18 protein-coding genes are annotated in these 17,082 nt (G+C 52.3%); 12 read left to right on the top strand and 6 right to left on the bottom strand.

Going from position 1 to position 17,082, the window contains the following annotated elements; genetic code table 11:
• Nucleotides 1–29 precede the first annotated feature (29 nt).
• The 8 genes from gshB (at nucleotide 30) to AC4GL5_RS07390 (ending at nucleotide 7,281) form a co-directional block, all read left to right on the top strand.
• Nucleotides 30–989 (top strand): glutathione synthase, encoded by a 960-nt coding sequence (gene gshB, locus AC4GL5_RS07355; protein ID WP_490382143.1) that lies wholly within the window; start codon nucleotides 30–32, stop codon nucleotides 987–989.
• A gap of 19 nt (nucleotides 990–1,008) precedes the next feature.
• Nucleotides 1,009–1,926, top strand: coding sequence for an energy transducer TonB (locus AC4GL5_RS07360; protein WP_490382144.1), 918 nt, complete (start codon nucleotides 1,009–1,011; stop codon nucleotides 1,924–1,926).
• 29 nt (nucleotides 1,927–1,955) lie between these two features.
• Nucleotides 1,956–2,540, top strand: a complete 585-nt coding sequence (locus AC4GL5_RS07365; RefSeq protein WP_490382145.1) for a YqgE/AlgH family protein — start codon at nucleotides 1,956–1,958, stop codon at nucleotides 2,538–2,540.
• Between the two features lies 1 nt (nucleotide 2,541).
• Nucleotides 2,542–2,997, top strand: a complete 456-nt coding sequence (ruvX, locus tag AC4GL5_RS07370; RefSeq protein ID WP_490382146.1) for a Holliday junction resolvase RuvX — start codon at nucleotides 2,542–2,544, stop codon at nucleotides 2,995–2,997.
• Nucleotides 2,998–3,078: 81 nt separating this feature from the next.
• Nucleotides 3,079–3,624, top strand: a complete 546-nt coding sequence (pyrR, locus tag AC4GL5_RS07375; RefSeq protein WP_490382147.1) for a bifunctional pyr operon transcriptional regulator/uracil phosphoribosyltransferase PyrR — start codon at nucleotides 3,079–3,081, stop codon at nucleotides 3,622–3,624.
• Nucleotides 3,625–3,750: 126 nt separating this feature from the next.
• A complete protein-coding gene (locus AC4GL5_RS07380) occupies nucleotides 3,751–4,809 on the top strand; it encodes an aspartate carbamoyltransferase catalytic subunit (RefSeq protein WP_490382148.1) in 1,059 nt (352 codons plus the stop codon).
• A complete protein-coding gene (locus AC4GL5_RS07385) occupies nucleotides 4,806–6,080 on the top strand; it encodes a dihydroorotase (protein ID WP_490382149.1) in 1,275 nt (424 codons plus the stop codon). Before AC4GL5_RS07380 ends, AC4GL5_RS07385 begins: the two co-directional genes overlap by 4 nt.
• 220 nt (nucleotides 6,081–6,300) lie before the next feature.
• Complete coding sequence (locus AC4GL5_RS07390; protein ID WP_490382150.1) at nucleotides 6,301–7,281, top strand: chemotaxis protein CheV; 981 nt, start codon at nucleotides 6,301–6,303, stop codon at nucleotides 7,279–7,281.
• Nucleotides 7,282–7,423: 142 nt separating this feature from the next.
• Here AC4GL5_RS07390 and AC4GL5_RS07395 read toward each other — a convergent pair whose 3' ends face one another.
• From AC4GL5_RS07395 to AC4GL5_RS07420, 6 genes are all read right to left on the bottom strand, one after another.
• Entirely contained in the window at nucleotides 7,424–7,939 is a 516-nt protein-coding gene (locus tag AC4GL5_RS07395) for a nuclear transport factor 2 family protein (RefSeq protein WP_490382151.1), read from the bottom strand.
• Nucleotides 7,929–8,693: an SDR family NAD(P)-dependent oxidoreductase gene (locus tag AC4GL5_RS07400; RefSeq protein ID WP_490382152.1), complete on the bottom strand. Its 765-nt coding sequence runs from the start codon at nucleotides 8,691–8,693 to the stop codon at nucleotides 7,929–7,931. The genes AC4GL5_RS07395 and AC4GL5_RS07400 overlap by 11 nt, the downstream gene beginning before the upstream one ends.
• 68 nt (nucleotides 8,694–8,761) lie before the next feature.
• Nucleotides 8,762–9,580: a DUF6134 family protein gene (locus AC4GL5_RS07405; RefSeq protein WP_490382153.1), complete on the bottom strand. Its 819-nt coding sequence runs from the start codon at nucleotides 9,578–9,580 to the stop codon at nucleotides 8,762–8,764.
• A 5-nt stretch (nucleotides 9,581–9,585) separates the two neighbouring features.
• A complete protein-coding gene (locus AC4GL5_RS07410; RefSeq protein WP_490382154.1) occupies nucleotides 9,586–10,905 on the bottom strand; it encodes a class I SAM-dependent methyltransferase in 1,320 nt (439 codons plus the stop codon).
• Between the two features lie 3 nt (nucleotides 10,906–10,908).
• On the bottom strand, nucleotides 10,909–11,757 hold the full coding sequence (locus AC4GL5_RS07415) for a DUF1365 domain-containing protein (protein ID WP_490382155.1): 849 nt from the start codon (nucleotides 11,755–11,757) through the stop codon (nucleotides 10,909–10,911).
• Between the two features lie 14 nt (nucleotides 11,758–11,771).
• Nucleotides 11,772–13,235, bottom strand: a complete 1,464-nt coding sequence (locus AC4GL5_RS07420; protein WP_490382156.1) for an NAD(P)/FAD-dependent oxidoreductase — start codon at nucleotides 13,233–13,235, stop codon at nucleotides 11,772–11,774.
• A 266-nt stretch (nucleotides 13,236–13,501) separates the two neighbouring features.
• Here AC4GL5_RS07420 and AC4GL5_RS07425 point away from each other — a divergent pair, with 266 nt between their 5' ends.
• The 4 genes from AC4GL5_RS07425 (at nucleotide 13,502) to AC4GL5_RS07440 (ending at nucleotide 16,972) form a co-directional block, all read left to right on the top strand.
• Entirely contained in the window at nucleotides 13,502–14,101 is a 600-nt protein-coding gene (locus tag AC4GL5_RS07425; RefSeq protein ID WP_490382157.1) for a sigma-70 family RNA polymerase sigma factor, read from the top strand.
• Nucleotides 14,098–14,811 (top strand): ChrR family anti-sigma-E factor, encoded by a 714-nt coding sequence (locus tag AC4GL5_RS07430; RefSeq protein WP_490382158.1) that lies wholly within the window; start codon nucleotides 14,098–14,100, stop codon nucleotides 14,809–14,811. The genes AC4GL5_RS07425 and AC4GL5_RS07430 overlap by 4 nt, the downstream gene beginning before the upstream one ends.
• 246 nt (nucleotides 14,812–15,057) lie before the next feature.
• Complete coding sequence (locus AC4GL5_RS07435; RefSeq protein WP_490382159.1) at nucleotides 15,058–15,735, top strand: fumarylacetoacetate hydrolase family protein; 678 nt, start codon at nucleotides 15,058–15,060, stop codon at nucleotides 15,733–15,735.
• Between the two features lie 112 nt (nucleotides 15,736–15,847).
• Entirely contained in the window at nucleotides 15,848–16,972 is a 1,125-nt protein-coding gene (locus tag AC4GL5_RS07440; RefSeq protein WP_490382160.1) for an HD domain-containing phosphohydrolase, read from the top strand.
• The last annotated feature ends 110 nt before the right edge of the window (nucleotides 16,973–17,082 follow it).

Consider the following 17,082-nt stretch of genomic DNA (forward strand, 5'->3'; position numbering starts at 1 on the left):
CGAACAGGCATTGGTCGGGAGAAGCGGATATGACGATCAAACTAGGTGTGGTGATGGACCCGATCGAGGCGATCACCTACAAAAAAGACACCACACTGGCGATGCTTTGGGCGGCTCAGGACAGAGGCTGGGAGCTGTACTATATGCAGCAACAGGATCTCTATCTACAGCAGGGCAAAGCGATGGCTGTGATGCAGCCTCTGAAAGTCTTCCGTGACCCGGAACACTGGTTTGAGCTGGGTGAGCCGGTTAATACCAGCATGACGGAGCTGGATACGGTGCTGATGCGTAAGGATCCGCCGTTTGATACCGAATTTCTGAATGCGACCTTCCTGCTGGAACAGGCAGAACGTGAAGGCGTACTGGTGGTGAACAAACCTCAGAGTCTGCGTGACTGTAACGAGAAACTGTTCGCTCAGCAGTTCCCTGAATGCTGCCCGCCAACGGTGGTCAGCCGTCGGGAAGATATTCTGCGTGGCTTCCATAAAGAGCACGGTGATGTGATCTTCAAACCGCTGGACGGTATGGGCGGCACCGGTATTTTCCGGGTAAAAGAGGATGGCCTCAATATCGGTGCGATTCTGGAAACTCTGACCGAGATGGGCAGTCGCCAGATTATGGCGCAGAAATATCTGCCGGAGATTGTTGAAGGTGATACCCGCATCCTGATGGTGGATGGCAAACCTGTGCCTTATGGCCTGGCGCGTATTCCGGCTCAGGGTGAAGTGCGTGGTAATCTGGCTGCTGGCGGTGCCGGTGTTGGTCGTCCGCTGACCGATCGTGATTACTGGCTCTGCGAACAGGTGGCTCCGGTTGTAAAAGAGAAAGGCCTGCTGTTTGTCGGTCTGGATGTGATCGGTGGTTACATGACCGAGCTGAACGTCACCAGCCCGACCTGCGTGCGTGAGCTGAACGATCAGTTTGGGCTGGATATCGCCGGAGACCTGATGGATGTGATCGCTGCCAAGCTGGCTCAGCGTTCCGTTTAACGCTTCAGGTTAAGCAAAGGTGAATAGGGATGCCAACGCCTCAGCCGAATCTGTTATTCAGGTTGGGGCACTGCCGCCCATTACCCACCCGGACAGTCAGGTGCGGGCGGTGGATCGTATCGCCTTTACACTCTTACTGGCGTCTGCGATTCACTTTCTGATCTGGGCGGGGCTGGGAGTTCACCCGCCGGAGCCAAAAGAGCATCTGTCGAGCACCCTTCATGTTACGCTGAGCAAGGTTCCATCCAAACCGGTGGAAGAGCCGGTAAAACATATTGCGGAACAGGATCAGCAGGCCAGTGGCCTTAGCGAAAAGGAGCAGGAGCCGCAAACCTCAACAGCACCGCCGGTACAGCCGGAAAAAACGTCTGTTGAGTCCAAGCCTGCGGCTAAACCTAAACCGAAGCCACAACCTGAGACTGAAAAAAATTCAGCACCGGAATCACAACCGTCGAGTGAATCACCGCCGCTGGTCACTAATTTGAGCGACGCGCAAGCGCTTCTGGCCCGCAGTCTGGAAATCGCCCGGCTAGAGGCCGAGCAAAATGCTCTGGCAGAGCAATATGCCAAGCGCCCCCGGGTCAGAACGATTTCGACCCTGACAGCAAAGGCATCCGATGATGCTTTTTACCTGCGCCAATGGCAGGAGAAAATCGAACGGGTGGGTAACCTGAACTATCCTGAGCGTATCCGCAGAGAAAACCTGACGGGGCGATTGCGGGTATTGGTTGCACTCAATCCGGATGGTAGTGTCAAAGAGGCACAGATATTAAAATCTTCCGGCCACCCGGTACTGGATGAGGCAGCATTAGAGATTGTGCGTTTGGCCGCACCCTTTGCTCCCTTCCCGCGCTCCATTCGAGAGCGTACCGACATTCTCGAAATTATCCGAACCTGGCAGTTCGGGAATGGCAACTTATTTGGCGAGGCGGGTTGACCCGTCTGGCAAGAGACAAAGGTTAAGTGATGAGTCAGTTTCAAAGTTTGCGTAACCACTTCCTGATCGCGATGCCTCATCTGGAAGATTCGAATTTTTCCGGCACCGTGACTTATATTTGCGAACACAATAAAGACGGTGCTTTGGGCATTGTCATTAACAAAAAACTGTCTCAGCTGCCCGTTGCCGAGCTGTTTGCCCAGCTGGAGTTGCCGAATCCAAACAGTGGTTTGGCCGAGTCTGAAGAGGTTGTTCCGGCGATTATGGAAGGCGGCCCGGTGCATCATGAGCGTGGATTTATTATCCACACAGGTTCAGCTGATGACTGGGAATCCAGTATGCAGGTTACCGACGAGCTGGCGCTGACCACGTCTGTGGATATTTTGGATGCCATCGCCAATCGGCAGGGCCCAGAGCAGTTTATGATCGCCCTTGGCTGTGCCGGATGGGAAGGTGGACAACTGGAGAAAGAGCTTCAGGACAACACCTGGTTAACCTGCCCGGCAACACTACCCGTACTGTTTGAGGCTGAAACGGAGCAGAAGCTACAGGCTGCAGCCGGTCTTTTGGGTATCGATATCAATCTGATGAGTTCACAGGCAGGCCACGCCTGATATGAGCGCTACAGATAAAAAAAAGAAAGATAACACCGGTCAGCGCACTTTTCTGGCCTTTGATTTTGGCACCACCCGAATCGGTGTCGCCGTCGGACAGGAGATGCTGGGTACGGCAACCGCACTGGCACCGGTTCCGGCCAGAGATGGTATCCCCAATAAAGAAGTGCTGAAAAATCTGATCGATGAGTGGCAGCCGGATGCCTTTATTGTTGGCCTGCCGATCAATATGGATGGCACCGAAAGTGAAATGAGTCGCCGGGCACGTAAGTTCGGCAATCGTCTTTACGGTCAGTACGGTAAGCCCTGGTTTGGTGTCGATGAACGCGGTACCACCAAACAGGCGAAAAGCATTGCCAAAGATCTGGGGCACAAAGGCAGCTATAAAGAGAATCCGGTGGATGGCATCGCCGCCCAGCTGATTTTAGAAGCCTGGTTTGATTCCCCTCAGGGATAAACAATCTCAATATGTTACATTGCGCCCAAGACACGCCACTGCTTTCTAAGGCGCAAGACTTATCAAGGATCAGGACTACCCATGACCAATGCGACTCAAGGTTTAGTGATACGTTCCAATGAGGATCTGCCGGAGGTAGCGCCTCTGCTGGATCAGATGGCTGATGCCCTGCGTCAGCGTTTCGAGAAGACCGGGCTGAATAATATTGCCCTCGTGGGTATTCACTCCGGCGGCGTCTGGATTGCTGAACAGCTGCACCAGCGTCTGGGGCTGAGTGAAGCGATGGGGACGTTGGATATTTCGTTTTACCGTGACGATTACACCCGCGTCGGCCTGAACCCCAGTGTTAAACCCTCCAACCTGCCGTTTGCAACGGAATCCCGTCATATCGTGCTGGTGGATGATGTGATTATGAGTGGCCGTACCATCCGTGCAGCCCTGAATGAGCTGTTTGACTATGGCCGCCCGGATTCTGTCACCCTGGTTACACTGCTGGATCTGCCGGGCCGCGAGCTGCCCATGCAGCCCGACATTACCGGCATGCGTCTGCAGTTGCCGGAAGGCGTGCGTATCAAGCTGAGCGCAGAGCCTCTTGCCTTAGCGTTATTAGAGCCGACCCCGGCTTAACCCTTATTTAAAACGGCAGTGATTTCACTGCCGTTTTTCTGCGTCCGGAAGAAAGATCGGGCGACGAAAAATATAACTGACTAACGTGCTGTTCTTTTTAATGTGTAAGACTGGTGAGAACGACCGATGAAGCCGACAACCGCCCCCCTGAAAACAACAGATCCCCGATCTGTCCAGCTGACCGAGGATGGTAAGCTGCGCCACTTTTTGACCCTTGGTGGCTTAACCAAAGAGATTCTGGAAGAGATCCTCGATACCGCTGATTCCTTCGTCAATATGGGCGAGCAGTCGGTTAAAAAAGTGCCCCTGCTGCGGGGTAAAACCGTAGTAAACCTTTTCTTCGAAAACAGTACCCGTACCCGCTCCACCTTTGAGCTGGCGGCCAAGCGTCTGTCTGCGGATGTACTGAATCTGGATATTAGCACCTCGGCCACCTCCAAAGGGGAAACCCTGATGGATACGCTGCAGAATCTGGAAGCGATGGGCAGCGATATGTTCGTTATCCGCCATGCTGACAGTGGTGCCCAGCACTTTATCGCCAGCCAGATCTCGCCTAATGTTGCCATCATCAACGCTGGTGACGGTCGCCACGCACACCCAACGCAGGCGATGCTGGATATGTACACCATCCGCAAGCACAAGGGCGATTTCTCCAAGCTGAAGGTCGCCATCGTTGGCGATATTCTGCATTCCCGTGTGGCGCGCTCCCAGATTCAGGCGCTGAATATTCTGGGTGCGGAAGAGGTTCGTCTGATCGGCCCGAAAACCCTGCTGCCACAGTCTCTGGCAGAGATGGGCGCAACCCTGTACACCCGCATGGAAGATGGCCTGAAAGATGTCGACGTGGTGATCATGCTGCGTCTGCAGAAAGAGCGTATGGATGGCGCTCTGCTGCCCAGTGAAAGCGAGTTTTATCGCCTGTACGGTCTGACGACGGAGAAACTGAGCTACGCCAAACCGGATGCGGTTGTGATGCACCCGGGGCCTATTAACCGGGGCGTGGAGATCGAATCTGCCGTGGCCGATGGCCCGCAGTCCCTGATTCTGAATCAGGTGAGTTACGGTATTCCGATCCGCATGGCGGTGATGTCCATGGCGGTCAGCGGTCAGACCCAGCAGAAAGCGAAAGCCGCAGAAACAAACTCTGAACACCAAAATACAGCAAACGGGGAGGCCTGCGCATGAAATTAACCATCCGTGGTGGTCGTCTGATTGACCCGTCTCAGCAGGTGGATCAGGTGACTGATATTCATATCGATGGCGGCCGTATTCTGGCGCTGGGTCAGGCTCCGGCTGGTTTTGCACCAGAGCGTACGCTGCATGCTGAAGGTCAGATTGTGGCACCGGGCTTTATCGATATTGGCGCGCACCTCCGCGAACCGGGCCCAAGTTATAAAGGCAATCTGCGTAGCGAAACCAAAGCGGCACTGGCGGGTGGTTACACCACCATCTGCTGTCGTCCGGATACCTCTCCCTGCATCGACAGCTCTGCGGTTATGCAGCAGATTATGGATAAAGTGGAGTTGATCGGTCAGGCAAAAGTCCGCCCGATTGGTGCCTTGACCAAAAATCTGGAAGGGACACACCTGAGTAATATGGCGGGTCTGCAGCATTCCGGTTGTGTTGCTGTGACCAATATGCGACAGGCGATCGACAACACGCTGATCCTGCGTCGTTGCTTTGAATACGCCTCCACCTTTGATCTGCGTGTCGTCTTCTATCCGGAAGATTCCTGGCTGCGCGGTGAAGGTGTTGCCCATGAAGGCGCGCTGGCCAGCCGTCTGGGTCTGGCAGGTATTCCGGCCGCTGCTGAAGCGATTGGCCTGTCCCGTGTCCTGCATCTGGTGGAAGTGACCGGTGTACGGATTCACTTTAGTGCGCTGTCTACCGCGCAGGCGGTGGCGATGATCGCGGAAGCGCAGGCCAAAGGGCTGCCGGTTACGGCAGACACCACCATGGCGCATCTGACCTATACCGAAGCGGAAATCGACGGCTACAACAGCCAGTTCTTTGTTCAGCCACCGCTGCGCAGTGAGGCGGATCGGGATGCGCTGCGTCAGGGCGTGCGTGATGGCGTTCTGAGCGTGATCAGCTCGGCACACCTGCCACATGAGGAGGCTGCGAAGATGGCTCCGTTTGCGGCTTCTGAACCGGGTATGGCGACACTGGAAACGCTGCTGAGTCAGGGACTTGAGCTGGTAAATGCCGGCGTTCTCACCCTGTCGCAGCTGGTGGAGCGTCTGACCTCTGGCCCTGCTCAGGCGATGGGGCTTAACGCCGGCCAGCTTAGTGAAGGCCAAGCGGCAGATCTTTCGATCTTTGATCCCGAAATTAAATGGGACGTTAACGATGAGAACCTCTTCACCGCTGGTGAAAATTCTCCTCTGATCGGCGGTAAGCTGAAAGGCCAGGTTAAGCTCACACTGGTTGATGGTCAGATCGTTTTTGAACGATAAGTTAAGCCATTACGGTTGAGCCGCAGAGCCCCTGAATGCAGGGGCTCTGCCTGATTTATTATCCCTAAAATTTATATGTTATTTTTTGTTGCTCTGGTAAAGTAGCGCTAGAAATAAAAACAGCCATATTCTGGTCAAGTGCAACGGCCTTTTATCCGGCAGGCAATTCGGATGGTAGGGATATTCGACCGGATAACAGGAAACTTCAGAGAGGGAGCTTATGAACGCTGTCAGCCCGGAAAAACAAGCGATTCTGCTAGAAAGCGGCACTAACGAGCTGGAAATTATTGAATTCCAACTGCGTAAGCAGCGTCCTGATGGCACTGAAAAAATCAGCCATTACGGAATCAACGTCGCTAAAGTGCGCGAAGTGATCCGGGTTCCTGAAACCACTGATTACCCCAACCCACAGCCTCATCTTGTGGGTGTCTTCTCTTTGCGTGATAACCTGATCCCTTTGGTGGATCTCGGTGGTTGGCTGGGCGTTAAAACACCAACGGCTTTTGAAACCAAAAACGTTATCGTTACCGACTTTAACCGTATGGCGAATGGTTTTCTGGTCGACAGTGTCAGCCGTATTCACCGTATCTCATGGGAAGAAGTGGAGTCGCCAAGTCAGTTTCTGGAAAGTGGTGAGCAGGATTGCGTGGTTGCCGTGGTACGACGCGAAGATCGCCTGATCATGATTCTGGATTTCGAGAAGATCATCTCCGATATCAACCCGGAACTGAGCATGGAGAAATACGATGTTAAAGAAGATCGTAAAGTAATCATCGATGATCGTATGACCGCCAAGCGTCAGGCCAACACCCTGCTGGTAGTGGATGACTCTGCTTTTATCCGCAAATTGATTGAAAGCACCCTGCGCACTTCTGGCTATAACGTGATTGCCGCTAAAGATGGCGCGGATGCTTATGAGATGCTGCAGGAGTTTGAACTGGTCGCAGAAGAGGAAAATCTGCCGGTGAGTGATCTGGTCAGCATGGTGATCTCTGATGTAGAGATGCCCCGCATGGACGGCCTGCACTTGGTAAAACGCCTGCGTGAGGGGAAAACCTACCGCACCACTCCTATTGTGATGTTCTCGTCCATTATGAGTGATGAGAACCGGAATAAAGCCCTCAGTCTTGGTGCCAACGACACCATGACCAAGCCTGAAATCGGCAAACTGGTAGGGCTGGTCGATGGCTATCTGTTGTAACGCGCTGCGTTGACCAAACCGCATAAAAAACGCCCGGCTGTGAGAACAGTCGGGCGTTTTGCTATTTAGGGGGATGCATAATCTCAGTCTGCCATACAGAACGTGGGAGCCAGTCTTATGCCGAAGACGGGAATCAATGGGATCAGCCCTTCCCCGCATTCGCCACTTTGGCTTTGATCCAGCCGATCACCTTGCCGAAAAACGGCAGTTTCTCGTAGAAGTGCTCACCCGCATCCCAGAAGTCAGTGTGGTGGGTGATACGCCCCTCCTCATCCTGTTCAATCTCGCTGACGCCGGGAAATTCCCAAAGACCGATGGTGTCCAGATGGCCGCTGAAGCGCCACTTCACCAGATAATGCCGGTTGTGCAGCGGATCATGTTCGGGGTGTTCAAACACGGCTTCGATAAGAAAACGGGCATTTTTGACCGAGCTGTGGAAATGATTCAGCAGATGGCATACCGCAGTTGGGCCGTTGATGCACTGAAAAGGGTCTTTAAAAACGATATTAGGATGCACCAGATGAGCAATATCTGCTGTCGTTAACGGTCTGGAATGCTGTTCACCCTGAAACAGATCAAAATAGTGTTTGAGCTGTTGGTGCAGCTGATCCGGTTGTTCCTGCTGATGGCTTTGCTCCGCTTCGGAATTAGCGTCCATGACCGGTACCTCTGTTGATCATCGGGAAGAAGATACGATCAGGTAACCATTTTAGAACGCTCATGGCAATGGCCATTCGGGTTGGGAAGACAACCTCAAACTGTTTGCCGGAAAGTCCTTTGACGATAGCGTTGGCGGCTTCGTCAGCGGTGATCAGAAAAGGCATGTCGAAATCGTTTTTATCCGTCAGCGGTGTTTTAACAAAGCCAGGATTGATCAGGCGGATATCAACACCGGAACGGTAGAGTTCGGACCGAAGTGACTCGGCCAGGTTGATCAGGGCAGCCTTGCTGGCGCCATAAGCACTGGCCGTGGGCAGCCCCCGATAACCGGCAACAGATGCGACAATTGCTATTTGCCCCTGCTGGCGTTCAAGAAAATGAGGGAGCAGTACCTCAAGCGGGATCGCTGCCCCCAGGGTATTGATTTGTAAAAGTTTACTGATTGTTTCTGCCTTGAACTTGTCTGCATCCATCGGCTGGTGCGTACCGGCATTCAGGATGACACGATCAGGAAGTCGCTCCTGCTCAATCAGCTGGTTAAGGCATTCCGTCACCTGGTCTTTATCTGTCACGTCGCAGGGTAGTGCCAGAATTCGTCCGGTCAGGCTGGACGCTTCATCGACCACTTTCTGGAGATTATCTGAGCTTCGGGCGCTTATTGCGACGGTCTTGCCCGCTTCGGCATAAGCCAAGGCAACAGCTTTACCGATACCCTGACTGGCACCGGTAATCCAGATCAGTTCCTGTGACATGAAATCACCTCATAATATTCTGATGTGTATTTGCGAATTTCAGACAACCTGGTGATCGGTCGGATCACTTAATCCGGATAACAGCGTTGGCAATTGAGCTGGATAGTTGAGCCATCATCGGCAATAAAGCGCATCCGTACCCAACGCTGATCGTTGGCGTACCAAACCCAGGTATCTTTCAGATCTCCTGTGTAGCGGTAACGGGTGGCGAGTACTTCCTCGCGTCCATCGGAAACCCGTTCAAGGTCTTCTTTTTTCAGTTGAATCTGATTCAATTCTCCGGTGAGAGAGTTGAACAGCTGTCTTTGTTGAATAATGCCACAGTTGTAGTGATTGCTCAGCGCCAGAGTTTGCGCCCCATTGGTGAGCGGTCTAGCCGCTTCTGTCGCCATTTCACCTTTCTTAGCCTGGCGCAAGCCACCACGCCAGAAGGGCAGGCCGCTGGCATCCTGTGTGCGTTGCAGAAAGGTCTCGCTTAACTCACCATTGCGATCGATTCGACTGGAGAAGCTTGTCAGTCTGTTTCCCTGCCAGTGCTCGATACCCAGATAACGAAAGCGGTATGAGAAAAAGAGAAACGCTTTAAAATCCAGCGCCATACGGCTCTCAACCTGCCAGTTTGCATCATTACCCGTGAAGTTAACCTGATAGCTGCCCACCAGTCTGCCATTACGGGTGACTTCAAAACTGATTTCATCTCCGTAGAGTTGCTGCCAGTGGGACAGGCTATGAAAGTTTTTCTGAGGCAAAAGCTGCTGTAAGGAGGCGGTATCCGAGTTATCAGCTATCGCCTGCCGGTCAGCGAGCAGAGCGCTGCTGAGGACAATAATAAGGCCTGCCAGTAGCCGCTGCCCGCTGCTGCTGATTGGTTGCTGAGAGCTAGCCATGTTTGTTACTCCGGCTTTTTCAGGCGGAACAGATAAACATCGATACTTTCATGGCGGAAACCGCTTTCGCAGTAGCAGAGGTAGTAGCGCCACAGACGGCGGAAGCGATCATCGAAACCCAGTGGCCGGACCGACTCCCACGCATCTTCAAACTTATCCCGCCATGCAGACAGCGTACGGGCATAATCCTGACCAAAGGCTTGCTGATGATTCAGTTCCAGACCGGCTTGCTCCGCTTGCTCCTGCACGACGCGAGGCGTCAGCAGCATGCCACCGGGAAAGATATAGCGCTGAATAAAATCGGCATTGTTTCGGTAGCTCTCAAAGCGCTTTTCCTCAATCGTGATCACCTGAATCACGGCTTCACCACCGGGTTTCAGACGGTCATAGAGGGTTTTGAAGTAGGTTGGCCAGTGCGCTTCACCAACCGCTTCCAGCATCTCAATGGAGGCTATTTTGTCGTACTGACCTTCAATCATGCGGTAATCGGTCAGGGTTGCTTCTCCCCGGTTATCCACCGCCCGATTTTTCAGCCGGTTCTGAGCCCAGGCTAGTTGCTCTGTGGATAAGGTGACACCGTGGTACTGACTCTCTTTATGTTGGGTCAGCAGTCGCTCGGCAAAGCCGCCCCAGCCACAGCCTATCTCCAGTACTTTATCCTGGGGCTGAATATTCAGCAGTTCCAGAATGCGGTCATACTTATTGTGCTGAGCCGTCTGCAGCGTTTCCTTAGGATGCCGATAGAGCGCAGAAGAATAGGTCATGCTGGGGTCGAGCCACTGAGCATAAAACGCGTTACCCAGATCGTAGTGTGCGGATATGTTGCGTCGGCTGCCCTTGAGGCTGTTGTCATTCAGGCGATGCAGCAGGCGGTGTAGCCAGCGGCCAAAGGCACTGCCTTCAAAGACATCATCTAACGCCTTGTCATTATGCATGGCCCACTCTGTGACCTGAAGAAGGTCATCGGTTTCCCAATCACCTTCAATGTAGGCCTCTCCCCAGCCGAGAACACCGGAGATATAGGCTTTTCGAACCGCTGCGGTACTGTTCAGTCGAATGGTGGGTGCCGGGACACTTTCCTTAATATCGCCAATATGGACGGATCGCTGATCGGGCAGTACCAGAGTCAGGCGACTCAGATGTGCTTTTTGCATGGTGCGGATCAGCCAGCGCCAGAAAGGGTGTCGAATCTGATTAACCTCAACGTCATGACTGCCCTGCTGTGTATTCGCTGCAGGTTCATGACGACTGAAACCTGAAGCCGATACCGCAGTGCTTTCAGAAGAGGCCGGTGCCTGTGTTGTTGAACGTGAATTGGACAGCATGGTTTATTCCTCTTTTGTTGTCGTTGCCAGAGGCTGGCCTTTGGAGACAAGCGGGGGATGGGCGATGCCTTTTCGACTGACCAGTGGGATCTTTTTCAGCCAAAGACGCAGAGCTTCCCAATGAATGCCTGCAATGACTTTATAGGTGAACAAGGGGCGTTTAAGAGCCATCGCGATCAGGCCTGAGGAGCTGAGTGGTGTGCTCTTTCCGGTAAGGGTTGCGTTTAACAGCAAGCCTTCACGGTCTTCCTGACGAATCAGAACCTTGAGTACATCCCCTGGCGTCGCAATCCTGAAACGATATTGGCAATCCATATTGATAAAAGGCGAGACATAAAAAACTTTATCCGCCTGATGACGCAAGGCGCTTTTCTCGCCTATCTGCACAGGCTTAGCTTCGACGGCATACACGTGTTTCTGGCTGAAGGTATTACTGACCTGATAGAGCGTGGTGTACAGCTCACCGGCTGCGTCATAGCAGAAGAAAATACACAGGGGATTGAAGCTGTAGCCCAGGTGTCGGGGCATGCACAACAGCTCAATGCGGGCAGCCGGATCACAGCCATTGTCGGCCAGAAGACGCTGCGCATGTTGCTTCAGGGTGTCGCCTTTTTGTGTGACGTAATCTTTATCGTAGAGACTGAACAGCCCCGGACGGTTATACGCGAACAGGCGTAGCCCCAGCTTTTTACCGGCGCTGTTCTCCAGTTGAGTCAGTTCATCCAGGTCCAGCAGAAAGGTTCCGGTTTTATAGACAAAGCGATGACGGACCGGTTTTACCCGGTCGTGCATCACGGTGCTGTAATAAAGACGACTGTTCAGGCCATTATCCGAATGCGCAGACTGAGACATATCCGTTACCCCGATCAACTGACCTTAGATGGCTGGTTGGCTGATGATTGAATGGCAGACGATTGCTGCACTGATACATGACCGGGCCAGAAGATACGACCTGATTCATTTTCAACCTGCCATGGGCGACGCACATCGCCCAGCGCCTCAGCAACAGCAAGACCGGATTGCAGGCCATCTTCATGGAAACCAAAACCAAAGTAAGCACCGCAAAACCAAGTGTGGTTCTGTCCCTGCAGTTTGTACAACTCCTGCTGAGCGGCCATCGCGTTTTTATCAAACACGGGATGGTCATAGAGGAAGCTACAGTGAATGCTGCCCTCTTCCGGCTCTACCGGTGGGTTCAGCGTCACAATCAGAGGTTCATCTGTTTCCAGCGGTTGTAGCTTGTTCATCCAATAGCTCACCGCCAGAGACTCTTGATTATGCCGTTCTCCGGTACGGCCACGAAGATAGTTCCAGCTGGACCATAGCTTGCGGTTTTTTGGCATCAGGCGGGTATCACTATGCAGAATCGCCCTGTTGCGCTGATAACCAAACGCCCCCAGCAGATGCTGCTCTTGCTGCGTTGGGTTGCTCAGCAACTGAAGCGCTTCGTTGGCATGACAGGCAAGGACCACCTCATCGAACTCCCGCTGTTCGCCACGGGAATCCACCACGATCACCTTGGTTTCACCTTGCTCTTTATTCGGGCGGATCACCTGACGGGCACCCCGGTTGCAGAAGCTCGCAGGCTGAATCTCCCGAATCAGTTTGCTGACATATTCCCGGCTGCCGCCACGCACGGTGTGCCATTGAGGACGGTCATCAACCTGCAGCAAGCCATGGTTCTGGCAAAAATTCAGAAAAGCCAGCGCCGGGTATTCCAACATCTGATCAGCGGGAGTAGACCAGATAGCGGCTCCCATCGGGATCAGGTGGAGATCGCGGAAATCATCGGAGTAATTAAACTTTTTCAGCAGTTCGCCCAGCGTCATCTCTTCCGGAATCTTATCCTGCAAGGTATCGGATTCTTTATAGAAGCGCAGTACGTCTTTCAACATACGCCAGATACGAGGATTGAGGACGTTTTTCAGGTTAGGAAAGATGCCGCTCAGGCCGTTACCGTTATATTCAATCTGGCCCTCTTCGGCGGAAACCACAAAGGACATATCGGTTTCCGGTGCATCAACGCCAATATGTTTAAACAGTGCGGTCAGGTTCGGGTAGTTCACCGGATTGAAGACGATAAAACCGGTATCCACCGGAATGCTGCCATCCTTTGTGTTCACGGTAACAGTGTTGGAGTGCCCCCCAAAACGATCATCCTTTTCAAACAGAGTGACGGAGTGTTTTTTGCTCAACAGCCAGGCCGCAGACAGACCGGAAATACCCGAGCCGATAACTGCAACCGCTTTGCCACTGGCCGAGTCGGCCGGAGACTGAGCGTCAGATGCTGAAATGTCGGTCACAGAGTGGCCGGTAACTGTAGAGACCATAAAGATGCTCCAAATAAGCTGATGTTCATAAATCCATTGACTGACTTTACGGCAGGGTGAGATAAGCAGATCACTTAAAAACAGGTGCCTGGATGATTCACCCTAATTTAGCAGCATAGCGTGAAACAGATCTCAAAACGTGCCATCGTGAGATCTCCGGAAAACGTGTTTCCTTTTTAGGATATAAATTCACCATCCTGTTGTATGCCCTGTGATCTGCCGTAATGATCGGGTCGTACAAGAGCGCAGACAACGGGAGATATTGGATGGAAAAAGTGCAATCAGCATCTCAGAACTGGAATCAGGCGCTGACGGAAGTGGGGTTAAACCGTGACCGTGAACAATTTGCGGCCCTGTATCAGCATTTTGCTCCTCGGGTGAAAACCTATCTTCTCAGGTTTGGACTGTCTGATGCTCAGGCCGAAGAGCTGGCGCAGGAAGCTTTGCTTCAGGTGTGGCGCAAAGCCGAGCAGTATCATGCTTCCAAAGCAGCGGCATCGACCTGGATCTTCTGTATCGCCCGTAACTTATTTATCGATCAGCAGCGCTCAGGTCGGGGTAAGCTTGAAAACAGCACCGACTCCTACCATGAGCATGAAGGATTGCTGAACCATAACGAGCAAGCCACAGAGGACGACAACAGTTGGCAAAGCTCACAGAAGCATATTGAAGACGCTTTGAAAGAATTACCGCTTATGCAAGCTCAGTTAGTTTATAAATCTTACTATCAGGGCAAGAGTCACAGTGAGATCGCTGCCGACCTTGAGATTCCGATTGGAAGTGTGAAGTCCGGACTGCGTCTGGCTTTCAAAAAGCTACGCCTATCCTTAGCCGCAGAAAGCTTTGCCGGGGGGGAAATGTTATGAGTTTTGATCCGATCACTATTACCCGAACCCCTGATTATCGTCTGGATTCGGCTCCTAAACATCACCCGGACGATGCCACTTTAGTCAGCTATGCGTCTGGTGGTTTGAGTGCCGGTGCTAAGTTGTTGCTGCAGTGCCACCTGGCCTGTTGTGAGCACTGCCGTGAACGGGTAGCGGAAGCAGAAGCCATTGGCGGTGGCTTGCTGGAGCATCTCCCTCTGGCTCAAATGAAAACCAGTGTTGATGATATCTGTGCCAAATTAGATCTTCTGGATGCAGCACCAACGTTCAGCACAGAACAGCAACCGGTAACACGGCCTGACTGGTTACCTGAATGGGCTGAGCCTATTGCTCAATGGCTGGAAACCGATCAGAACTGGCAGCGTTTAGCACCCGGTATCAGTCAGATTAAGTTTGATCAGCCTGAATTTTCCAAAGATAAGGCGGTACGTCTGCTGAAAATCTCACCTGGCACCTGCATGCCAAGTCATGGTCATAACGGTAGTGAGCTGACGCTAATTCTCAGTGGATCCTACTGTGATGAGACTGGCCGGCTTTGCGCGGGTGACGTTGCGGATCTGGATCCGGATATCAAACATCAGCCCATTGCAGACCGGGATCAGGATTGTATCTGTCTGATTGTTACCGATGCACCGTTGAAGTTTGAAGGTTGGATTCCAAAGCTGATGCAGCCGTTTTTTGGCTTATAACTCCCTTAAAAGGTTCTATCGGGAATTAAGCACCCTGCTTTGGATTCTTTAGAGAGTCGAGTAAATACTCGGTTTTTCCCGGTGGTTACAAACTGAAAAGCCCGATACAAAATCGGGCTTTTTTTATGCCAAAAAAGAGGAGTACTCTATTAAGAGTCAAGTGTTATGCTCTTTCTGAAAAACATAAACCATAAGAACCATAACCTACGTGCTACTCTCCATTTTTGAGATAAGGATACTTCTGCCATGGCCTTTAACCTGCAATGGGCTGATAACAAGCCGACTCCGTGGAGTCTGGGCAAAATCGTTTGTATCGGACGTAACTATGCCGAGCATGCTAAGGAACTGAATAATCCTGTGCCGGCCAAACCTTTGCTCTTTATTAAGCCCGCGACGGCTGCCGTTGATATCGCTCAGCCACTGCACCTGCCTGCAGGTCAGGGTGAATGTCATCATGAGGCAGAGATTGCACTGTTGGTGGGCGATACCATCAGCAAGGCGAGCCCGGAAGACGCGATGATCAATATTGTCGGGGTTGGTCTGGCATTGGATCTGACGCTGCGTGACCTGCAAAGCCAGCTGAAAGAGAAAGGTCATCCCTGGGAAGTATCCAAAGCTTTTGATGGCTCTGCGCCTTTGTCGGGCTTTATTCCCTGCGAGCCGATTTGTGATGAGCACCTTGAGATCAGCCTGAGTGTTAACGGCAAGCTGAGACAGCAGGGCAGCTGTGATCAGATGATAACCCCAGTGGCTGAACTGGTGAGTTTTATCAGCCAGATCTTCACACTGGAAGCCGGTGATGTGATTCTGACAGGAACGCCTGCAGGCGTTGCGGCAATCAATCCTGGTGATCGTTTTGAGATGTCGCTGAAAAATCAGCGCCAGGAAGAACACTTGCTGGTCACGGGATCTGTTGCGGGCTGACACGGGTCAATAAGTTGCCTATCTAGAGGTAAAAAGTGAAGCCTGTCTCTGGTCAGAGGCGGGCTTCTTATATATCTATGGTGCTTTCCAATAATAATAAGAGGAGAGCGCATTGCAGTTCTTTCCCAGTCAATGGCAGGTTTTTCAGCAACAGACTTCACTGGAAGGTAAGCTGATAGCGGTCGCCGAACAACTCAAAGTACTTTGCGCTGATGTTGAGCGCTTTTCGGTAGCCGTTTATGACGAAAAAACGGATATGCTGAAAACTTATTACTCTACCAGTCAGTCTGATGAAGCGATTACCCGCTATCAGGCAAGATTGAATGCCGTGCCGTCTCTGAAGCAGCTGAGTCTGGCTTCTACCCCTCGTGTGATCAATGATCTGAGTTGCCTCAGCGGGAGCGACACCTATCACAGTCAGGCTTTGCTGAAACAGGGCTGGCGTTCCAGCTGTACGCTGCCGATGCGCTACAGCGACAGCTTTATGGGCTTTATCTTTTTTAATGCCCGTAAACCGGATGTGTTTATCGGTCATCAGCTGATCCATCTGGAGTTGATTGGTCAGCTGATCACTATGCTGGTGCATGATGAGATCGCGCAGGCAAGAACCTTGAAAGGAGCGGTACAGTCAGCTCTGGCGCTTTCCTGTGGCCGGGACGAAGAAACGGGCCAGCATCTTGAGCGCATGGGTTATTACTCGCGCATCATCGCCCATCATATTGCCGGGTCTTTTGGTTATGATGATCATTTCGTGGAGCAGGTTTTTCAGTTTGCGCCAGTGCATGATCTGGGCAAGATCGCGATTCCGGACAGTATTCTGCTCAAACCGGGTAAGCTGACAGATGATGAATATCGTGAAATGCAGACCCATACCGTCAAAGGGGCGCAGATGCTGGAAGATGTTTTTGAACATCATGGGATTCAACAGGGAGATTCCTGCCGGATTCTGCGCCATATCGTGCTGTATCACCATGAGATGTGTGATGGCTCAGGCTATCCCTATGGGCTGACGAAAGACGATATTCCGCTGGAAGCACGAATTGTGGCCGTCGCCGATATTTTTGATGCCCTGACCTCTCGCCGCCCTTATAAAGAACCCTGGAGTAATGAAAAAGCGCTGGCGACCTTGCAGGAGATGGCTGAGCAGCGATTATGCCCGGACTGTGTGCAGGCGTTGGCCGACAACATGAAAGAGGTCTGTATCGTTCAGCGGATGTATGAGGAGAGCCTGTTCTGACCAGAGCGGTAGATGTGGACAGGTTGATATCCTCCTGAAACCTGATCAACAGACGATGTCTAGTCCTGATATAAGTTGACACTTTTTTACAGCGCCCGATGAACCTCATC

It is taken from the genome of Oceanospirillum sp., assembly GCF_982874595.1.